15 protein-coding genes, 1 tRNA gene, 3 rRNA genes and 2 pseudogenes (1 of these 21 only partly in view) are annotated in these 19,837 nt (G+C 57.9%); 4 read left to right on the forward strand and 17 right to left on the reverse strand.

The features are described 5' to 3' along the window. The 4 genes from B5M06_RS06465 to B5M06_RS06480 all read left to right on the forward strand — a co-directional run. A 23S ribosomal RNA gene (locus tag B5M06_RS06465) occupies positions 1-1,474 on the forward strand (it extends 1,408 nt beyond the left edge of the window). A gap of 124 nt (positions 1,475-1,598) precedes the next feature. Further along, positions 1,599-1,711 (forward strand): 5S ribosomal RNA (gene rrf, locus B5M06_RS06470). A 109-nt stretch (positions 1,712-1,820) separates the two neighbouring features. Continuing rightward, positions 1,821-1,933, forward strand: a 5S ribosomal RNA gene (gene rrf / locus B5M06_RS06475). Positions 1,934-1,942: 9 nt separating this feature from the next. Further along, positions 1,943-2,017 (forward strand) — tRNA-Val (locus tag B5M06_RS06480). Between the two features lie 162 nt (positions 2,018-2,179). Here B5M06_RS06480 and B5M06_RS06485 read toward each other — a convergent pair. The 17 genes and pseudogenes from B5M06_RS06485 to B5M06_RS06560 form a co-directional block, all read right to left on the reverse strand. Beyond that, positions 2,180-2,965 (reverse strand): class II glutamine amidotransferase, encoded by a 786-nt coding sequence (locus tag B5M06_RS06485; protein ID WP_054065056.1) that lies wholly within the window; start codon positions 2,963-2,965, stop codon positions 2,180-2,182. A 190-nt stretch (positions 2,966-3,155) separates the two neighbouring features. Beyond that, a pseudogene (locus B5M06_RS06490) lies at positions 3,156-3,744 on the reverse strand (IS5 family transposase); the annotation flags it as partial. Continuing rightward, positions 3,726-4,496, reverse strand: a complete 771-nt coding sequence (locus B5M06_RS06495; RefSeq protein ID WP_054065729.1) for a Crp/Fnr family transcriptional regulator — start codon at positions 4,494-4,496, stop codon at positions 3,726-3,728. The gene B5M06_RS06495 and the pseudogene B5M06_RS06490, both read right to left, overlap by 19 nt. A 139-nt stretch (positions 4,497-4,635) precedes the next feature. Beyond that, positions 4,636-5,925 carry an NnrS family protein gene (locus tag B5M06_RS06500; protein ID WP_054065728.1) on the reverse strand — a complete coding sequence of 430 codons (1,290 nt, stop codon included), beginning with the start codon at positions 5,923-5,925 and terminating at the stop codon, positions 4,636-4,638. Then, positions 5,922-6,794, reverse strand: a complete 873-nt coding sequence (locus B5M06_RS06505) for an ABC transporter ATP-binding protein (RefSeq protein ID WP_077344439.1) — start codon at positions 6,792-6,794, stop codon at positions 5,922-5,924. The genes B5M06_RS06500 and B5M06_RS06505 overlap by 4 nt, the downstream gene beginning before the upstream one ends. Before the next feature lie 47 nt (positions 6,795-6,841). After that, entirely contained in the window at positions 6,842-7,654 is an 813-nt protein-coding gene (locus B5M06_RS06510) for an ABC transporter permease (protein ID WP_054065726.1), read from the reverse strand. A gap of 30 nt (positions 7,655-7,684) precedes the next feature. Next, positions 7,685-8,701, reverse strand: coding sequence for an ABC transporter substrate-binding protein (locus B5M06_RS06515; protein ID WP_205245346.1), 1,017 nt, complete (start codon positions 8,699-8,701; stop codon positions 7,685-7,687). A 69-nt stretch (positions 8,702-8,770) separates the two neighbouring features. Beyond that, positions 8,771-9,118: a TehB family protein gene (locus B5M06_RS06520; RefSeq protein WP_077344441.1), complete on the reverse strand. Its 348-nt coding sequence runs from the start codon at positions 9,116-9,118 to the stop codon at positions 8,771-8,773. A gap of 80 nt (positions 9,119-9,198) precedes the next feature. Further along, the gene (locus B5M06_RS06525) at positions 9,199-10,662 is read right to left on the reverse strand and encodes a surface lipoprotein assembly modifier (protein ID WP_162781726.1); all 1,464 of its coding nucleotides are present in this window, start codon (positions 10,660-10,662) and stop codon (positions 9,199-9,201) included. Positions 10,663-10,844: 182 nt separating this feature from the next. Further along, positions 10,845-11,759: a transferrin-binding protein-like solute binding protein gene (locus B5M06_RS06530; RefSeq protein WP_162777384.1), complete on the reverse strand. Its 915-nt coding sequence runs from the start codon at positions 11,757-11,759 to the stop codon at positions 10,845-10,847. 74 nt (positions 11,760-11,833) lie between these two features. Continuing rightward, positions 11,834-15,016 carry a TonB-dependent receptor domain-containing protein gene (locus B5M06_RS06535; RefSeq protein WP_080025193.1) on the reverse strand — a complete coding sequence of 1,061 codons (3,183 nt, stop codon included), beginning with the start codon at positions 15,014-15,016 and terminating at the stop codon, positions 11,834-11,836. A 363-nt stretch (positions 15,017-15,379) separates the two neighbouring features. Continuing rightward, positions 15,380-15,685, reverse strand: coding sequence for a helicase-related protein (locus B5M06_RS17395; protein WP_054065733.1), 306 nt, complete (start codon positions 15,683-15,685; stop codon positions 15,380-15,382). A gap of 184 nt (positions 15,686-15,869) precedes the next feature. Continuing rightward, positions 15,870-16,049, reverse strand: a pseudogene (locus B5M06_RS17400) (hypothetical protein); the annotation flags it as partial. Positions 16,050-16,137: 88 nt separating this feature from the next. Continuing rightward, a complete protein-coding gene (locus B5M06_RS06545) occupies positions 16,138-17,598 on the reverse strand; it encodes a DHA2 family efflux MFS transporter permease subunit (RefSeq protein ID WP_054065372.1) in 1,461 nt (486 codons plus the stop codon). An 8-nt stretch (positions 17,599-17,606) separates the two neighbouring features. Then, entirely contained in the window at positions 17,607-17,870 is a 264-nt protein-coding gene (locus B5M06_RS06550; RefSeq protein WP_077344455.1) for a cysteine-rich CWC family protein, read from the reverse strand. 104 nt (positions 17,871-17,974) lie between these two features. Continuing rightward, positions 17,975-18,559 carry a hypothetical protein gene (locus tag B5M06_RS06555; RefSeq protein WP_054065371.1) on the reverse strand — a complete coding sequence of 195 codons (585 nt, stop codon included), beginning with the start codon at positions 18,557-18,559 and terminating at the stop codon, positions 17,975-17,977. Between the two features lie 52 nt (positions 18,560-18,611). After that, the gene (locus B5M06_RS06560) at positions 18,612-19,448 is read right to left on the reverse strand and encodes a ChaN family lipoprotein (protein WP_054065370.1); all 837 of its coding nucleotides are present in this window, start codon (positions 19,446-19,448) and stop codon (positions 18,612-18,614) included. Positions 19,449-19,837: the final 389 nt, after the last annotated feature.

The following is a 19,837-nucleotide window of genomic DNA, read 5'->3' on the forward strand; positions in this document are numbered from 1 at the left end:
GATGTGGGGACGGAGAAGGTTAGCTCAGCCACCTGTTGGAATAGGTGGTTCAAGCGTGTAGTCGTGCCTGGTAGGCAAATCCGCCGGGCTTAGATGAGGCGTGATAACGAGTGTGCTTGCACACGAAGTGAGTGATACCCTGCTTCCAGGAAAAGCCACTAAGCTTCAGCTATTGATTGACCGTACCGCAAACCGACACTGGTGCGCGAGATGAGTATTCTAAGGCGCTTGAGAGAACTCTGGAGAAGGAACTCGGCAAATTGATACCGTAACTTCGGGAGAAGGTATGCCCTCGGTATGTGAAGTTGAACAAACGGAGCAGAAAAGGGTTGCAAAAAATCGGTGGCTGCAACTGTTTAATAAAAACACAGCACTCTGCAAACACGAAAGTGGACGTATAGGGTGTGACGCCTGCCCGGTGCTGGAAGATTAAATGATGGGGTGCAAGCTCTTGATTGAAGTCCCAGTAAACGGCGGCCGTAACTATAACGGTCCTAAGGTAGCGAAATTCCTTGTCGGGTAAGTTCCGACCTGCACGAATGGCGTAATGATGGCCACACTGTCTCCTCCAGAGACTCAGCGAAGTTGAAATGTTTGTGATGATGCAATCTCCCCGCGGAAAGACGGAAAGACCCCATGAACCTTTACTGTAGCTTTGTATTGGACTTTGAACGGATCTGTGTAGGATAGGTGGGAGGCTTTGAAGCCAGGACGCTAGTTCTGGTGGAGCCGACGTTGAAATACCACCCTGGTGCGTTTGAGGTTCTAACCTAGGTCCCTAATCGGGATCGGGGACAGTGCATGGTAGGCAGTTTGACTGGGGCGGTCTCCTCCCAAAGCGTAACGGAGGAGTTCGAAGGTACGCTAGGTACGGTCGGACATCGTGCTAATAGTGCAATGGCATAAGCGTGCTTAACTGCGAGACTGACAAGTCGAGCAGATGCGAAAGCAGGACATAGTGATCCGGTGGTTCTGTATGGAAGGGCCATCGCTCAACGGATAAAAGGTACTCTGGGGATAACAGGCTGATACCGCCCAAGAGTTCATATCGACGGCGGTGTTTGGCACCTCGATGTCGGCTCATCTCATCCTGGGGCTGTAGTCGGTCCCAAGGGTATGGCTGTTCGCCATTTAAAGAGGTACGTGAGCTGGGTTTAAAACGTCGTGAGACAGTTTTGTCCCTATCTTCCGTGGGCGCTGCAGATTTGAGGAAGCCTGCTCCTAGTACGAGAGGACCGGAGTGGACACACCTCTGGTGTACCTGTTGTCACGCCAGTGGCATCGCAGGGTAGCTACGTGTGGAAGAGATAACCGCTGAAAGCATCTAAGCGGGAAACTCGTTTCAAGATGAGATCTGCCGGGGCCTTCGAGCCCCCTGAAGGGTCGTTGTAGACCACGACGTTGATAGGCTGGGTGTGGAAGCGCAGTAATGCGTTAAGCTAACCAGTACTAATTGCCCGTGCGGCTTGACCCTATAACTTTGATACTGCCTGGTGCAGTTCAAAAGACTTATGCCAATGTGCGCAATCGAATAAAAGCTGAGAACAAAGACTCTATGAATTTGATGAGCTGCTAGCGCAGCTCATCCACAGTTTATGCCTGGTGACCATAGCAAGTTGGCCCCACTCCTTCCCATCCCGAACAGGACCGTGAAACGACTTTGCGCCGATGATAGTGCGGATTCCCGTGTGAAAGTAGGTCATCGCCAGGCTCTTACAATGACAAACCCCTGACCTCCGAAAGAGGCAGGGGTTTTGTTTTAAGTGAGAAAGTCAAAAATTTCGTTGAGCAGCACAGATGCTGTTTGACACCAGGTTATGCCTGATGACCATAGCAAGTTGGTCCCACTCCTTCCCATTCCGAACAGGAACGTGAAACAACTTTGCGCCGATGATAGTGCGGGTTCCCGTGTGAAAGTAGGTCATCGTCAGGCTCGTATATGGCGTGATTAGCTCAGCGGTAGAGCACTGCCTTCACACGGCAGGGGTCACATGTTCGATCCATGTATCACGCACCAAAAGCAAAAGGCCTAGCACTCGCGTGCTAGGCCTTTTTTGTTGCTGGCTGGGTTGCTGTAAAAACTGAAGCGCCTAGCGCTTGTATTCGCTGGGTTTGCAAATCAAAACTATCTGAAACCCTTATGAAAAGAGCGCAAGGCGCTCTTTTTTTATGATTTGCTTTATGACTTGCTGTGGCTCTGGCCGAGGTACAGACGGCCATCCACAAACACATTGACCACGCCTTTTTCAAACTGGGTCCAGGTTTCGTTCTTGGTCAGTGGGGCGGTGACGATGACGGCGACCTTGTCCTGGGGCGTGGTTTCGGTGGAGAAGTCCACGGTCAGGTCTTCGTCGGCCAGCTGGGCTGCGGCGAAGGGGTGGCAGCGCTCGGTGTAGAACAGGTTGGTGGTGGCGTGGCTCCACAGGGCCTCGCCGTTGGAGAGCAGGAAGTTGAAGGTGCCGTGTGGCGAGATGCGGCTTGCCAGCTCCTGCAAGGTGATGGTGAGCTCTTCAATGCTGGGCACACCGGCATGGGACTTCCACAGCTCCTGCATGATCCAGCAAAAGGCCAGTTCGCTGTCTGTGGTGCCTACGGGGCGAAAGTGCGCGTGCAGCTTGGGGGCAAAGCCTTTGAGGTCGCCATTGTGGGCAAACACCCAGTGGCGGCCCCACAGCTCACGCACAAAGGGGTGGCAGTTCTGCAGGCTGACCAGACCTTGTGTGGCCTTGCGGATGTGGGCGATGACGTTCTGGCTCTTGATGGGGTAGTGGCGGATCAGCTCGGCAATGGGGGAGTCAATCGCCCGGTCATGGTCCACAAAATGGCGCAGTCCCTTGTCTTCAAAGAATGCAATGCCCCAGCCGTCGGTGTGATCCCCTGTGTTGCCTGCACGTTGCGCAAAGCCGCTGAAGCTAAAGCGCACATCGGTTGGCGTATTGCAGTTCATTCCTAAAAGCTGGCACATGGGCGCGAATCCGTTTTTTCTAAGCAAACAAAGGCGCATAGCCTAACGTAGCTGCTGCAGCTTGTCTGCTGTAGAACTGCTTAGGGAACCTCTGCATAACTCGATTTCAAGCGTGATAGTGCTTGAACGAGTGTGATGTTCCCTTGCCCCTGGCACTCAAGATGCCCACGTTTCGCGGGCATCTTGCTTTTTATGCACCCACACCAGGCTTGGATTGGCTGTTTTTCAGCAAACGGCCACGGGCCATCCACAAGTTCGCCAAGGCAAACAGGGTATGCAATTGCTGCGCGTTCTTTCTCAAGCCTCGGTAGCGAACTTTGACGTGGCCAAACTGACGCTTGATGACTCTGAATGGGTGTTCGACCTTGGCCCGGATCCTGGACTTCACCTGCTCAAGCTGCTCTTGCCGGGCTGATATCGGGTGCTGATGATCTAGCGCCTTGCGCTGGCTGCGCTTCATGGCGATATGCCATTGGAATTTGCGCTCAGGTTCTGGCGTTGGCATGTCGGGACGTTGGTCCGCGCCTTGGTAGCCAAGCATCTCCATAGCCATCAACCTCTTTTCCATGCAGCAGGCTGTTGGCTTCAACAACATCATTGACGTTGGCTGATGTGCCCCGCACGGTATGCACCAAGCCAGAGTCCGCATCCACGCCAATATGGGCCTTCATGCCGAAGTACCACTGGTTGCCCTTCTTGGTCTGGTGCATCTCAGGATCACGAGACTTCTCACATCTTCGCAGAGACTTTGAACACGTTCTTACAGCAGATTGCAGCACTCAAACATGCTGCCGTTGAGATTGGCGAGCGGGCGGCGTTGCAGGAATTCGAAGCTGGGTACAGGCAAACCTGCCTCATGGCAGAGACCTTTTGTATCAAGCAGCACAAGCTCACGATTGCGACAATGCCCTATGAGGCCACGGCGCTTCAGTTGAGTGAGGTGTCGAGAGAAGGTTTCCGGAGTGATGTTGAGCTGCCTGGCTATAACCTGGTGGCTGGCGGGCAGGCGCAGCCAGGCAGTGCCTTGCTGGACATGCATGTCCAGCAGATAGCTGACCAGACGCTGCAGCGAATTGCTCATTGTCAGCAGGTCGATCCGGTTGACCGCCTGGGTAATTCTGGAAGCCAAAATTTCGACCAGCGAAAAAGCGAATTCCGCCGACTGCCGGGTCAGCGCAAGCAGCTCCTCTCTCGGCATGCGATAGACCACACTGTCTTCCGTCGCCTGGGCCGAAAGCGGGTACAAGGAAGGCTGGGCATACATCACGGTTTCTGCCAGCAAAGTGCCAGATCCCAAGACCCTGAAGATCTTTTCCTCGCCAGTCAGACTGGGGCTGTACAGGGTGATGGTCCCGGTCTCTATCCAATAAAAATGCCTGGCCTCATCGCCCGCCAAAAAGAGATGCTGCTGCGGCTGCAATCTGACCGGTCGCGCATGCTGCACCAGTTCTGCCAACAAGGAAGTGTCCGCCTTGGCAAAGATCTGTGACCTTGAAAGGGTAAGCTCCAGAGACTCTTTGCTTGCCGTCATATGAACGCTCTCATCACAAAGCCTTGGGATTCCATAAAAGTAGCCTACTTGCAATTTTAATAGGAATCATTCTCAATGTAGCGTATCAACAAACACACAATCCTGATACGGTTGACCATGCGCAGTCTGGTCGTCGAGATCAATGCTGGTGCCCTGCCGACTGCTGGCCCGCCCCCTCCTCCTGTCCCCGAGGCTCCGAGCAGCCTGCCTGGCCATCGTCTCGCCGCATCACCAGCATGCGCGCGTTACGCCCCAGATACACAGCAAAGCCTGCGATCCACAACAGGCCGGCAGCCACGGTCAGCTGCTGCGACCAGTGTGCAAAGCCGAAACTTCCGGCCATGAAGCGCAACAGCGCAGCCCCGACCAGGGCCGCCATGGCCAGCGGAACCCAGCGGCTCCCATCCAGCCACTGGCCTGCATGAATGCGGCCAGCCACATTCATCACGGCAAAGATGGACAAGCCCATGGCTCCGACTGTCAGCAAATGGCGCCCTGCCGACGGCAACCAAGGCGCTCCCAGAATGGACATGCCCATCGCCGCATAACCCAATGCCAGCAGCCAATAGCTGGCATACAAGATCAGCGCCCAGCGGTAAAACAATGCCCTGCCCACATGCCAGTCGTTGAGCAGGTTCAGCATGGCCGCAGCCGCAGCGAGCGCCAGCCAGGCCGTCACTAGGTCGTATCCTCTCCAGAACTCGACCGCACTGCACAAACAGATGCAAAAAATTGCCAGATTTCGTCGGGGTGGTCGGGCCAGGTAGCCGACGGTATCGTGCTCGGCCACACCAGGCTTGCCCAGCTCGACCAAGCGGTTCACCACATTCATGGAAATGCGGCTCCCCGCCAGGATGATCAGCACCATCATCAAACCTACGGCCAGCCGCACCCAGGCCAGGGGATCGTTCCACCGCCAGAGCAGATCCGCAAAGAATCCCAATTGCACCAGCAGCAGGGCCATCAAGGCCAGCGCAAAGCTGAAGTGGCGGCGGGCACGGGCATCACGCCCCAAAGAAGGCAGCAGCAGCAAAAGCAAACTGGTGGTAAAAACCAGATGCGGCAGCGCTATGGTGAGCACGTCCAAAGGCGCAGGCAGCCATGCGGCGATCAGCCAGGCCAGCCGCCCCAACAGCCACAGCACGGCGAGTGATGCCAGGCGTCTCGGAGCCGCCGGGACCGTTTGCGTGAACTCCGGAACCGCGGTGAGCAAAAAACCCGCCACTGCAGCGCTACCAAAGCCCAGGACCAGCTCATAGGCGTGCCAGATTGTAATTCCTCCGGGCGGCGACCAACGCGACAACGCCGGCCACCCTCCGCCCAGCATCAGCAACCAGGCGGCCATCAGCACACACGCCAACAAACTGCCCGCCAGAAAAAAAGGACGAAAACCGCACATGAACAGCGGCCATGCAGCAAGCCTTTTCATACGGTACAGCCTCCTTGTCGTGGCAATGCGTCAGAGGCACTGCAGCTTCCTGTAATGATCACCAACCCCTCATCCCCGCCTTTCTTGCCGCAACGGATGGCAGCAGAAGAGACTGTTGCGGCCTCATCGGCCGGAGGCAAAGGCGGCATGCCAAAGCTTGCACGCACGTCCGGCATCTGCATCAGGTGGGCCGTGCGATCGTAAATCCATGCTTCGCTGCGCTGTGCTTGTGGCAAGGCCACCCTAAACGCCCGCAGCACGCGGCCAGGCTGCGCAGTCATCACGACAATGCGGTCCGCCAAGCGCACCGCCTCCATCAAATCGTGGGTGATCATCAGCACCGCTGTACCGCGCTGCGCGACCTGTTCCCTGAGCAAGCCATACAGCTCGTGCTTGAGCCCCACATCCAATGCGGCAAATGGCTCGTCCATCAGCAGCAGATCGGGCTGTGTGACCAGCGCCCGTGCCAGCGCCACGCGGCTTTGCATACCGCCCGATAACTCATGCGGATACTTGTGCCAGTCCTGCTCCGCCAGTCCCAGACGCAGCGCCAGTTGCGCCGCCTGCACACGCCGGCTGACCCCGGGCACGCCCAACGCCTTCAGCCCCAGTGCGATGTTGTCCAGCGTGTTCTTCCAGGGCATCAGCCGTGGTTGTTGGAACATGCAGCCCAGCCCGCGAAAGCCAGACTGGACCTCACCTTCCGCGGGCGTGAGCAAGCCCGCCACAATGTGCAGCAAGGTGCTTTTGCCGCAGCCTGAAGGCCCTACCAGCGCCAGCGTCTCACCCGCATGCAAATCCAAGCTCACGTTCTGCAATACATCCGTGAGGGCGTAGCGGTGCGTCAAATGCCTTATGTGCAATTGCATGGAAGGTTCTCATCGTTTTTCATAGGTTTTTTTGTAACTTCTGGCCGTCACTGCCGCCAGCGTTCAGCCAGACGCTTGATGGGCTCCAGGGCCAGATACTCGGCCGCCAGCAGCAGTGCCAGCACGGCCAGGATCCACGCCAGTGATGCCGCGCTGTCCAATTGCGCGCGCGAGACGGCCAGCGCAGCCCCCACCCCGTCTGCCGTCGCCAGCAGCTCGGCCATCACCACCACCTTCCAGGAACTGCCCAGCGCGGTGATCCAGGCTGGAAACAGATAAGACAGCATGTGCGGCAGGTAAATGTCCGTCAGGCTCATCCACCAAGGCAGCCGCAGCACATGCGCCACATCGCGCAGCTGGTGGTCCAGCGTACGGGCCCCCTGCATGGCCGCCGCAAAGACCAAGGGGAAACAGGCAACGAACACGGTGAAAACCGGTGTGGCATCGCCCATGCCAAACCACAGCATGGCAAGCACCAGCCAGGCAATGGGGGGCATGCCCAACAGCAGTGTCACCAACGGGCGTGCCGCCATGGCGGCTGTCATGGAGCGTCCCGCCAGCATGCCCAGCAGGCTTGCGGCCAGCACCGCAGCTCCCAGCCCATACAGCGCACGCCGCGCCGAAATTTGCAGCGGCTCCAGCGCAACACCGTCGCGCAGCATCTGGAGCAGCTGCAGCATGGTGGCTTGCGGGCCTGGCAGCAGCAGCTCCCCATAGTGCTGAGCCCCCCACTCCCACAACGCGCAAAAAAGCAGCAAGCTCGCTATCGCGCCCCAGCCACTCCACAGATAGCTCAACACCGCGGCCAGCACACGCTGCGATCGATGCGCCAGGCGAATGCCTATCGTGGTACTTGTCATCGACTCTCCTTTGTCAGCATGGAAAGCGTCTCAGAAATAAAACCCGGCATCAGGCAACTTACCGCCAATCACCGCAGGCTGGTGCTGCATCAGGTGCCCGAAGAAGAACTCCAACTCCGGGCGGGCATCACGGGCCGAGCGCCAGACCGCAGGTGTAGCCAACAGAGAATCTGCGACCGCATCGGCTTGCAGCATGGGCGCATAGCGGCTTGCCATCTCGCCACAGGCCTTCGGGTTGGCCCAGCACCAGGCATGCGCCTCGGCCAGCGCGGCGCGTACCTGCCGCAAGAGCGCGGCATCCTGCCGCAGCGCGCCCACGGCCGCCACGCCTGCTTGTGCAATCTCCGGTGCACGCTGAAACACCCGCGCCCATTCCTGCTGCAGGTTCACGCTGCGATACAGCTGCGGAGCCACGACCGACACCGGAAACGACTGCGTTTTGCGCAGCGCCATCGAAATCGCAGGTTCGGCCAGCAGCGCATGGTCCACACGGCGCGTGATGAGCAACTGCATGGCCTCCAGCGGCGATGCAACGTAGCGCAGCTTGAAATCACGCCCAGGATCCAGGCCCTGTTGGCGTGCCAGCAGCTGAAACAGGATGTCCGGCATGTCGGCGCGAAATGGCATGGCAATTTCCTGCCCCTTGAACTGATCCAGTGTCTTCCACTGTGCGTTGCGTGACACCAGCCACAACATGCCCCAGACCGACACATCCAGCAACCGCAGCGGAGCCCCGCGGTTGTACAGATTGGCCGCCACGTTGCTGGGCGCGGCCACAAAATCCACCTCCCCCCCCAGCACCAGGGCACGCAACTGGTCGGGATTGGTCCAGGCCACAAACTCCACTTGCTCGGCAAGACCCGCCAATGCCCCACTGTCCACCAGCCGCATGAGCGGAAACGATACAGTCGCCATGGGGCCTGCCAGTCGCAGACGGGGCCGCTTGGCCATCTGCGCCGCATGCAGTGGCAAGGCCAGCACCAACGCGGAGGAACAGACACCGGTGAGCCAACCACGGCGCGAAGACGGAACGTACGCAATCTTCAATTCAAAACTCCATGCTGCACGGCTTCGTGCTGCTTTCCTGGACGACGAAACTGGAACCATGCTTGCACCTCATTCCACCAAACCCGTGCTGGGCAGTCCTGGCCGGCCCGCTTGTTCCTGCGGCTGCAGCGCATAAAACTCCACAAAGAAACGGACAGCACCCACAGGCTGCACACTGTGTGGCATCTGCGGCAACACGACCCCCGGTGCAGCGGCGGGGTGCAAATCCTGCTCCACATCCAGTCCTGGCACGCGATACCGCACCACCCCTTCCAGCACATGAATCAGCGCCCAGGTGCCTTCTCTCGTCACATGATCGCGCAGCAGGCCGGCAGGCACCGTGTCTTGCGTGAACACCGGCGTACGCTTATACGCCTGCGCGCCTGGGGGCAAAGCCAGGCAGTCCTTCTGGTTCATGATTCACCTCCTTAACGTACACACCACGGCTGTCGCAAGCACAAGACCGGCCCGGCAGGGCCGCATGCACAGCACGTCTCTTAAAAATGGCGGCGCAACATCACGCTCACCTCGCTCTGTTCAAACCCAAAAGCCCAGTCGACGTTACTCCGGTTACGGCTATAGCGCACACGCAACTCAGGAGCCAGACCCGCCAGTTTCCAGTTGTTCGCGCCTATGCTGGCAATGAACACCTGCTGCTTGTCATGGCGGCGCGCACCCAGAAAACCATCGAAGGCATCGCTACGGCTGTTACGCCAGATACCTGTAGCGTTCACGAACAACCCGGCAGCCCCCTCGAGTCCGTAATAAACGCCAGCCCGCAGCACCTTGTCTCTGGTGCTGGCCTGGTCCACTGCGTATTTCTTTCGCACCATATCCGCCCCGCCGTAAACCGTGAAACGGGGCGACAGCGCATAGCTGGCCGACAGCCCCGCCTGGTGCTGCGTGTAATCGCTGCCGCTCACGCGCCGTCCCTGGTCGGTATGGACATAACGCTTGGTGTCTGCACTGGCACCCAGCCGCCAGCGGCTGCCCACCACGAACTGCCCTTCCACTTGCAGACCGTGCGCCACATATTCGGTGTGGCGGTTGCGGTAGAAATGCTCCACATACGGTGTCACGTTCAAGGTGCGTCTGGCATCCAGCCACTGGTAGCCGAGATACAGCACGCTGGTGGCATTGCCATAGTCGCTGATGGACGCGCTGCCACTTTCGCCCTGGCGCTGGTAATAGCTGCCATAACTCACCGGGCGCAATTGCAGGTTGTGGTTGCCGCCCAAATGCCAGCGCCGCTGCAAGGCCAGCTCGTAATTGAGCAAGCCTGAACGGATGGCCTGGGGCATTCGCCGCTCGAAAACGCACACCCCGCCCAACTCCAGGAAGCAGGTCACATCACCGCTGGCCTGATTGATATTGCTGTTATGCCCCAGCCCCACGGCCATGCTGCCGTGCCAGCCGCTGCGCTCCTTGAGCGCCTGCTGGTACTGGCCCACCAGCGCCTGCACCGTATCCGGCAGCCCGGCCTGCTGCGCCCGGGTGAAGGCGGCGCGGGCCTCGGTATCGCGGTTGTCCTCAAACAGCAGCCGCGCCAGCTCCAGGGCAATGCGGGCATCCTGCGGCTCGGCCGCCTGGGCGGACTGCATCAGGCGCAGCGCCTGCGCCACGTCGCCCTCTTGGCGGGCCAGCAAGGCCAGGGCCATCTGCGCCAGGGCAGGCCGGTGGCCTTGCAGCAGGCGGTAGCGGCTGACGAATTCGGCCAGCCGTTCCCACTGGCCGGTGTTGATGGCGATGTAGATCGCCGGCTCCAGCGCCTGCCGGGTGGAAGGCACCGTGTGTACCTTGCCCTCATACAGCAACGCCCCCGGCGGGGCATGCAATACCAGGCCATCTTCCGGGCCGGCCATGCGCTCGGCCGCCTGGCGCGACTGCTGGTGCAGCAAAAACCGGGTGTCCTCCTCATCCGCCCGTGCCGCTGGCATGAACAGCATCAACGCCAACAGCATGGCCCACAGGTGAAAACGGTTCAATCTCTGGTACGGCATCACGTTTCTCTTGCGCCCCCATTCCCGACAAAACAGCCCCAGCATCGGCGGCCACGTCAGCACGCGCAGTACAGGGCAACAAAAATGGAGGGCGGCGGAACCGGCCTCCATTTCATTCAGGACTTATTTGCTGAGTTCAGGCATTAGTTGCTGCGGCTGCCACCGAAAGCAACGTGGGAGGCAGCGGTTCCGCCCCCGGTGTAAATACCAGCCAGCGCATTGGCATTGTTGTAGAAGCGGCCTTTAGCGCCATTGCCAGAGAACTGGCCCGTGCTGTCGATGGTCGCACTGATATTGATGGTGGCGCTACCCGTGCGAGTCAGGCTGCCAGTCAGCGCATTAGTCACAGACCCATTGTTGTAGTTGGCCGTCAGCGTGCCGCGATACAGATTGGGGCTGGTGGGCAAACCACCGGCCAGCACATTGCCCGATGCGTCCGTACCCGTCTGATTGATACCAATCACGTTGTAATTCACACTGGCCAAATTGGGCGTTGCAGTCACAGCGTTGTCACCCACATACCACACGGTGCGGTCGCTGCTGGCCATGTTCAGGTTGGTGCTGTTGGTGGGGGGCGTACCGGCTGCGCGGGGCGCCCACTCGCCAAAATACACCCCGCTGCCGATGGCCAGAGGCGTGCCGCTGGCATCGGCCACCTGCCCGATCACCAGACCACCAAATTGCGGAGCAATAGGCAATTGGGTAATCTGGCGAATGCTGTTAATCATGAATTTGGATGCGCCTTCGGTAGCCGGTGCGTTCCAAACCTGGGCAATGTCCACAGCAAAAGGCAAGCCAGCATCCGTCCCAGTCATGACCGCGCCTTGACCCTTGCTGGCAATCGCGGTGTTGGAGCCATTGACCGGGCCTTTACGAACATCAATAAAACCCAGAGGGCTGTTATTGAATTTCAAGCCCGAATTTTCGCCATTGAAATATGCGTGGTTCGATTGGCCTACTGCCACCTTCGATGTGTTGGAGCTGTCGCCCTGCACATTGGGCGATGCCGCCATGGCAGCGCTACTGCCCAGCAATGCCATTACGGACAATGTAATCATGGATTTTTTCATAACAATTCCTATAAAGGTTGCTTGAGAAAAACTTGTTTTTTACGAAAAACAAGCAAAAAAACTTAAAACTTGATGGTCATGCCTGCCGTAATGGTACGCCCAGGCCCAGGTATGATGTTTTTGGACATAGGGTCCAAATAATACTGATCGGTCAAGTTGACAATATTGACATTCAAATCAACTTTTTTATTGACCTGGAATTTTGCATACAAATCATGCAGCATGACAGATTTCCAGTAAATCGCATCTTGCGTGCCACGGAACCAGACACCATCTTGCAACGCTGGGTTTTTCAGCAATCTATCCAATTGCTTGTTTTCCGCACGGGAATGGTAAGTACCGCGCCAGCCAATTTGCAGGCGTTCATTCAACAAACGTGTACCCAGCTCCATATTCAAAGAATATTTGGGCTGCAAGCTGCCAGTATACGTTCCGGCAAACCCACCCGTCATACACGAAGGAATGCGGTTGTAAAAAGGGTCCATGCCGCTGGCAAAATCCTTGTCACACACTTCTTGCTTCAAGCGGTAAGTACCGCCCAGGCCACCAAAGAAGCGCCCACTGTCAAAGCGTGACTGCAATTCAATACCTTGGGTTTTCTTTTTGTCAAACTGAATGGTGTCGCCATAATCTGTGCGATCAATGAAATCCTTGATTTCGGTGTTGTAATAACTGAGGCGGGCGTCCGCCAACACCAGGCTGGGGAAGAACTGCGCCAGATTATGCGCATAGCCAATTTCAAAATTGGTGCTGCGCTCTGGTTTGCTGGCCCCATTCACGGCCAAGGTACCCAAGGTGCCGGCGCCATCGGTCACGGCGCTGCTGGTCAATTCATAAATACTGGGAAAGCGCGTGGTCTGTGCATAGCGCACAAAGCCGGTGCCAAATTTACCGATTCGGGCGGTGGCGCTTAAAACAGGACTCCAGGCATGGCCGGATTGGTCGGCAGCATTTTCCCACGCCTGCCCTTGGCTGACAGTTTCATAAGCATCCTTCACCCCTTCCCCCAAATATTTCGGCACGTCATTGCCTTGCGGATCCTTCATGGTTTCAGAAATATCTATTTCCCCATTGGCAAATGGATTTTTTGAAGAATCCATTTTTCCATTATGATTGGGAACAAAAACTGCTTGCCTTGAGAAATCATCATAGCTCCAATACAACCCACTTACTTTTGTTGTCACATATCTTCCATTGAGAAATTTTTTTCGTGCGTCATAAGCTTCTCGATAAGCAACTTGGTCGTTATTTAGGAGTGCATCAACCCCGGCTTTTTCAATTTTTCTTAGAGTATCCGCATCTTCATTAGTGAGACGTTCATAATACTCCAATCGTACCCCTGTTTTTTTTCTTGCTTTGGTATTTCTATTCACAGCCGTATCTTTACCGGTATACCGCATATAACGGGTGCCCGCCGTCAGCGTCAGCCAGGGGGTGGGCTGATAGCTTAAATTCATGGTGGCAGAATATTCCTTGCGTTCACCAGCGCGTGGGCCAAAAAAATCCGTCATGGCATGCACCATGCCCGGCGTGGCACCAAGGCCCAGGTTATTGGAAATTTTGGTGCTTTCTACCCTATCATCCAGTTTTTCACGTTGGTAATTCACACCCACCGTCAATTGCAGATTGCTTGCCAGTTTGATTTGATTGCTTAAATCAAAACCTGTGCGGTCATGCTTGGTCCACTGCCGCCCACGCGCAACAATGGTTCCGTCATGGTCGCCAAAACCTTTCGGCAACATGCTTGGGTCAAACCCGGGGAAACCGCTCATTCGATCCAGCAACCACAACTCATTGTATTGTTTAGCATTCAAATCAATCATATAAGGCGATATGCCTGTCTGGTAACGTGTTCCACGGGTTTTGGTATGCCACAGGCTGGCCTCCAGATTCAACCATTTTGAATCTTCAGGTTTTATTTCATAATCCAGCTTATAACGGTCCAGCTTCATCTGAGAATGCGGCTTCTCCATGACATAGCGATATGTTTTGGAAAAATCCGCATCTGGTTTAGCCTGCTCCACACCTTCACGATAGGCCATCATCAGCACAGAATCACCCGGAGTGGTTTCACCAAAATCCATATCATTGCGCATAAAGGAAAGGCCAATTTTTTGCGCATTCGGCAAATACCAGTTATTTTTCAGCAGCGTAGTCTTGGTTTCGTTGGCAGTGTTATAAACCTCATCCCCAGCGTAATACAGTTTGGTCATGTTTGGAATGAAAACTTTGGTGCTGCTTTTATCCCATACATCATTCCCGGCATATCTGCTTGCATTTTTCTTGCCGGCGTAATAGTTTCCTTGGGTACGCTTGCTATAAGAAGCTAAAAAATCCGTCATCTCATTGCGCCCAGCAATGGTCAGCATGCCGGAGTGGCTGTCGAAATTAAAATTTTCATCCCCCCCTTTATTGCGTGGATTTTCAGAAAAAGGGCTAATATTATTCACCTCATGGCGGATGGCACCAGGAATATTCCGGTAATCCTTGCCATACACCGAATTGATATCCATTCTGGGCTTGCTGCTGTTGCTGCTGGTATCCGCCTTCAATTCGATGCCGAAGTTCTTGCCTTCGGGAATAATGTCGCTGGGTTCAATGGTGCGGATGTTCACCGCGCCGCCAATGCCGCTTTTGATGCCGCGCGAGAGCGACGGGCCTTTTTCCACCTCCACGCTGCGGAACATGGCCGGGTCGGCATAGCTGCGGTTGCCTGCGCCAAACATATGCAGCCAAACGTTGGTGGACTGCTCGGTGCCGTCGATGGTCAGCGGCACGCGCCCTTCGCCCGTCAGGCCACGGATGTTGGGCGTAATCGACTGGCTGCCGCGCGTGTCCATGCTGTAGACGCCGTTCATGCCCTTGAACACGTCGCCGGGGTTGGTGGTCTGAAAGCGTTGTAACTCCTCCCGGCCCTGGTACACGGTGGTGACGTTTTTGTCATATACGTCGTCACGGCCTTTTTCGTCCCGCGTCCGCTCACCACTTACCGTGACTTCCTGCATTGTTTTAGCGGTTGCTGCAGGTTCTTGCGTGGACTGGTCATGCTCTCTGGCGCTGACCGCCGGTGCCCGCCACTCCTTGACGGCGCCCTGCTCTTGAGCATAGGCCGCCCCCATGCTCCAACAGGCCAGAGCAACAGCTGTGGACAGGTATGGCTTTCTTAAAACACCAGAACAAGCATCGAAATAATAATGATTTCGATTAATTTCAACATTTTCCCGCATCTTGGTAAAAACAGTCATGGCACGCTTGGTTGAGATGAGAACTGTGGTGAAGCCTATTGCGGCACAGAAGTGCCGCCCGGCTTTGCTGAAAGCTTGTCGACCCGCTTGCTTGCCCCCCCCTCTCAAGGTCTAATCAGTGAGACGCTGCAGCAGTGGTTCCTAAGGCTTCGACGAAAAGGCCGCTCGGCCGTCACCAATCGGAATGACGGAATTCTCTCGACCCGTCGCACAAGATGCTCTTGATAATTATCAAGAGGGAAAAAACATCACCATGTGCCCTGAAGCAGTCGCCTCTTCTGTTCACGCTGTTCGGATCAGAATCGGCCAGCCAGGATTGAGGCGCTTGAGTACATCCGGGTATGAGGCTTGGGGTCCATTTCTTCAATCACCTCCTTCGGCACGCTCACCAAGTGCCCTCTGCTCAGCAGGCAATCCCATCTTGGCGGCCTCAATCACCTCCTCCTCTGTCGTCCGTTTGTTCTCCTGCAGCGCAAGCACGCCTTCGTCGATCGTGCCTGGTATGACAGGGACCAGCACCAGGACATCACGCTTTTGGCCCAGGCGGCAGGCACGATCCTCCGCTTGGCGCATCCGCGCTGGCGTCCAAGGCATGGACGCGAAGGCAACGATGTTCGCCGCGGTCAGCGTGATACCCACTCCAGCGGCCATCGTGGTGCCGATGAACACCTTGATACCTGGAACTGCAGGTCGACCTCACGCACCAGCCCCCCATGCGCTCATAGTTACCGATCACCCAGTCACAGCCATGCAGCGTGGCCATGCGGTCATCGCCCAGCATGCCGACGACCGCATCGGGGTAGACCCTCTTGATCTCGCGCTCCCAGTTCAGCCGCAACGAGGCTGGACAAACGATGAGGACACGCTGCTTGCCTGCAGCAAGGCGGCAGGCCACCACGGTCTGGCGGCTCTTGCCCAGGCCCATGTCGTCACCCATGCAGGCACCCATGCAGGCACCCATGCAGGCACCCATGCAGGCACCCATGCAGGCACCCATGCAGGCACCCATGCAGGCACCCGATTGGCCCAACATGAAGGCAACACCTTGCGCCTGGTAGTCCCGCAACACGCCTCAGGCCTGCAAAGCAGCAAGCGCGACCTGGTCGTACTGCAGATCCTCCTTAGGTGAGCGTTTTCTTCGGCGAGCGCAACTGTGTGGCGGCAAGAAAGGCCAGCAGGCACAGCGCGGTGAGCATGACAAAGCTTTCATGGAAGGCGGCCATGCGGGCATCTGCGGCAGAGAGCGCGGGGTTGGCCATCTGCACATCCAGCCGCCACTCCAGCACGATGCCGCACAGGCCCACGCCAATGGCACCGCCCAGCATGCGAATAAAGCTGATGGTGCCTGCGCCCTGGGCGATCAGGGATTTATCCAGCGGGCGCATGGCCCCCAGGTTCAGGCTGGGCAGGATAAAGCCCAGACCGATGCGGCCCACGATGATGAAGCCAGCCAGCAGCCACAGATCAATACCGGGGTTGACCCAGAGCATCAGCAGGAAGGACATGGCCAGCAGCAGCATGCCCGTGCTGACCAGCCAGTGCGTAGGCTGGGTATCGGCCAGGCGGCCTGCCAGCGGAATGGTGATGGCCAGCACAAGGCCAGCGGGCAGCAGCAGGTTGCCTGCGTAGGCAGCGGACATGCCCAGCCCCATCTGGATGAACACCGGAATCAGATAGGTAGAGCCAAACATGGCGGTGCCATAGATAAAGCAGACGATGCTGCCCATGACAAAGGGGCGGTAGCCAAACAGGCGCAAGTCCATGAGGGGCTGCCTCTGGGTGCGCAGCAGGCGTTGCTGCCAGAGCACAAAGGCCACGAGGCAGAGCACGGCCACGGCCAGCAGGATGGCCGCTTCCGTATGGCTGCGGTGAAAGGCGACCAGCGCATTCATGATGCCCAGTGTGCCAGCGGTGACCAGGCCCAGACCCAGCACATCCAGCTTGTTGCCATTGGACTGCGACTGCTGCCCCTCGGGCGCGGAGGTGGGCACAAATTTCCAGGCCAGCCACAGCGACAGCAGGCAGGGAGGAATCACCATGAAGAAGGTAGAGCGCCAGCCCATCCAGTCCACCAGCAGACCGCCCAGGGCAGGTGCAATGGCAGGTGCCAGCACCACGCCCATGCCAAAGATGCCGCCTGAGCGCCCCTGCTCATGCGGCTGAAAGGCGCGCAGGATGATGACAGCAGGAATCGGCTGGATGATGCCTGCGGCCAGCCCTTCGGCCACGCGGGACAGCAGCATCAGCTCAAAGTGCTGCGACAGGCCGCCCACGATGCCACCCAGTATCAGCAGCCCTATGGAGTAGGCATAGGTGGCGCGGTAGCCAAAGCGCGAGAGCATCCACGGCGTGACCAGCATGCCAATGGTGGAGGCCATCATGAAGGACGAGGTGATCCACTGCGCGCGTTCCTGCCCCACCTGGAAATAGGCGCTCATGGCCGGAATGGCTACGTTCACGCTGGTGGCGGGAATGATGGAGGCAATCACGCCCACCATCAGCGCCATCAGCAGCAGCCAGCGGTAGCGATCGCCGTAGCGGGCTTTCAGAACTTCGGAAGGCGCGGGTGCAAACAGATGCATGAAAGAGATCAGCCCATAGAGAGCAAGTAACGCAGGCTGCGCAGCCTACGCCTGTGGACTTCATCTGGCTGCCCGTTGGCGACAGTGACCTGACCGCAAGTGGGGCAGATGCAGGCCTGACCACGCTGCTCGGCAGGCAGGCGCTCCAGTGCCTGTGGCGCGATCTGGGTTTGCATGCACCAGCAGCTTTCGGCAGGCAGCCCGGCTGCTACGGCACATTGGTTAGGCTGGCCGCACAGCGGGCAGTGTGAAGGATTCAGTGAAGCAGACATGGCCTGCAGTGTAGGGCCGCAGGCGCTGGCTGGATACATGAGGGGGGGATGCCTCACTTGCGCATAAAAAGTGCCTCCAGCGCTCATGTCGCAAGCGCTGGCAGCTATATATTTTGTGAAGCTATGTCAGATGCGCAATACTGAATCTGAATCGGCATCTGCCCCAGGCGGCGAAACAGCATGCGGTCGCCCACGATGGGCCACCAGTCATAGAGAAATATCTCCATGGGCCGCCACAGCGCGACCCAGCCACCAATGTCCAGCGTCTCGCGCAGGGTGGAGGCGACAGTGCCTTCACCCAGCCATTGCGAGCCAATCAGCGCTGCCGCCAGGACAGACAGGCCAATGCACAGGCTGATGACGCCCCGGCGCAGATGCAAGCGCAGGCGGTGTCGCGCATGCACCGCCTGTCGACTGAAGTAGTCGCGCGTGGCATTGCAGATGGCCTGCTCGGCCTGCGTCTGCACGGCTGGATGGTCTACGTGCAGGATCAGCGCCAGCGGCTTCCAGCGCGAAGGCTGCGCCCGCGCGCTGTCCACAATGTGCTCCACCACGCTGGAGTGCAGGTCCTTGCTGCGCAGGGGGGATGGGTCCATGGCATCGAACAGCTTGTTCAGGTCCTGGAGGTGGACTTCAATGGTCTGGCAGCCGGCGGGAATGGCATCGCCGCGAATGGTGGCGGGGTGCACGGGAGGAAGCTTACAGAGATGCAAAGGGCTGCAAGCTTAGCAAGTGCCGGTGCTATGGCTTGTTCCATTGCTTGCGCAAGGCTGCGCAGTGGTCTTTGTGGGGCATGGCAGGGGTGCGCACCACATGGTCGCTGTCTGCAGCATCGGCCACGGGCTGGTCTCCGGCCTGCGCAATGGCAATGGTGCGGGATGTTTCGGCAGGCAACCAAGCAGGAACGCCCACGCTGCGCAGCACATGACCACGGCCAGCAATCAGCAGCACCGTTTTGCCCGGCTGCAGCTGTTGCTCCAGGGTGTGTGCCATGCGTGCATCTTTGGCCAGCTGGATACGGGCCATGGGCGTGGTCTGGGCCTCGGGCAGCAGGTCGCAATGGCCGCTGCGAATCGCTTCGCGCTGGCGCTGCCAGGCTGCCGGGGGTAAATGGCTGTCCCACTTGGCCTGCTGCATGACGGCTTGCATTTGCGCACGTGGCAGATTGCCACCGAAGACTGGCACCCCGGCGCGTACTGCGGTCATTACCGTGGGGCCGTAGTGCTTCCACGGCCAGCCTTTGTCATTCCATTGCAGCGCCTGCTGCACTTCGGCCTCTGTGGCTGTGGCGGGCAAGGCTTGTGTGCTGTGCCCATCGTCCGCCATTTCCAGCACCACAGCAGCCAGCTGGCCGCGCTGCGCCAAGGTCTGCACCGTGCGCTGCTCCCACTGGTGGTGCGCTGTGGCATCGTGCTGCTCGCCCAGCAGCAGTACGGCAGGCATGGGCTGTTGCGCTATCTGCTGCAGCCATGCTTCGGTGCTGAGCGGGGCAGGCTGCCAGGTGCTGCAGGCGGACAGTGCTCCCGCCATGACCATGGCCATCCATGCTTTTCTAATAAGAATTGTTCTCATCTTCATGGATGGATGGTAATGGGAAGTGGGTGTTTTGTCTGCTTGAAGTGAACAGGGGCACTGCCTCTCCCGCTTGCGGGAGAGGGCTGGGGTGAGGGTTGCATTTCACTTCTTCCCCCGCTGGGGGAAGGCGGGGATGGGGGGGCTACACGTGCTTTGTTACAGCGATTTGCTTGGATTGAGCGAGGGAGTCGGGTCTCGGCCCGACAGCCGAGTTCCTTTTTGTGCGCGACAAAAAGGAACCTTCACGCTTGCGTGGGGTGAAACTCATATTGCGAAGCAATGTGAGTGGAGACCAAAAAGCGCGTCTGCGCCGCTGTCCGACAGAACTCGCTGCACTCCTTCGTCGTTCCGCTCAAACATGCTGTCGGCAATCAGAATTTTTATGTGAAAGC

This window comes from Comamonas kerstersii, assembly GCF_002056725.1.
Classification (GTDB): Bacteria; Pseudomonadota; Gammaproteobacteria; order Burkholderiales; family Burkholderiaceae_C; genus Comamonas; species Comamonas kerstersii.

Bases quoted from the DNA above. Each gene is read 5' to 3' on its own strand.
- B5M06_RS06550 (WP_077344455.1), bottom strand. From the start codon at position 17,870: ATGTCTGCTTCACTGAATCCTTCACACTGCCCGCTGTGCGGCCAGCCT.
- B5M06_RS06530 (WP_162777384.1), bottom strand. From the start codon at position 11,759: ATGATTACATTGTCCGTAATGGCATTGCTGGGCAGTAGCGCTGCCATG.
- B5M06_RS06520 (WP_077344441.1), bottom strand. From the start codon at position 9,118: ATGAACCAGAAGGACTGCCTGGCTTTGCCCCCAGGCGCGCAGGCGTAT.
- B5M06_RS06495 (WP_054065729.1), bottom strand. From the start codon at position 4,496: ATGACGGCAAGCAAAGAGTCTCTGGAGCTTACCCTTTCAAGGTCACAG.
- B5M06_RS06535 (WP_080025193.1), bottom strand. From the start codon at position 15,016: ATGACTGTTTTTACCAAGATGCGGGAAAATGTTGAAATTAATCGAAAT.
- B5M06_RS06525 (WP_162781726.1), bottom strand. From the start codon at position 10,662: ATGCTGTTGGCGTTGATGCTGTTCATGCCAGCGGCACGGGCGGATGAG.
- B5M06_RS06545 (WP_054065372.1), bottom strand. From the start codon at position 17,598: ATGCATCTGTTTGCACCCGCGCCTTCCGAAGTTCTGAAAGCCCGCTAC.
- B5M06_RS06510 (WP_054065726.1), bottom strand. From the start codon at position 7,654: ATGACAAGTACCACGATAGGCATTCGCCTGGCGCATCGATCGCAGCGT.
- B5M06_RS06560 (WP_054065370.1), bottom strand. From the start codon at position 19,448: ATGAAGATGAGAACAATTCTTATTAGAAAAGCATGGATGGCCATGGTC.
- B5M06_RS06485 (WP_054065056.1), bottom strand. From the start codon at position 2,965: ATGTGCCAGCTTTTAGGAATGAACTGCAATACGCCAACCGATGTGCGC.
- B5M06_RS06505 (WP_077344439.1), bottom strand. From the start codon at position 6,794: ATGCAATTGCACATAAGGCATTTGACGCACCGCTACGCCCTCACGGAT.
- B5M06_RS06500 (WP_054065728.1), bottom strand. From the start codon at position 5,925: ATGAAAAGGCTTGCTGCATGGCCGCTGTTCATGTGCGGTTTTCGTCCT.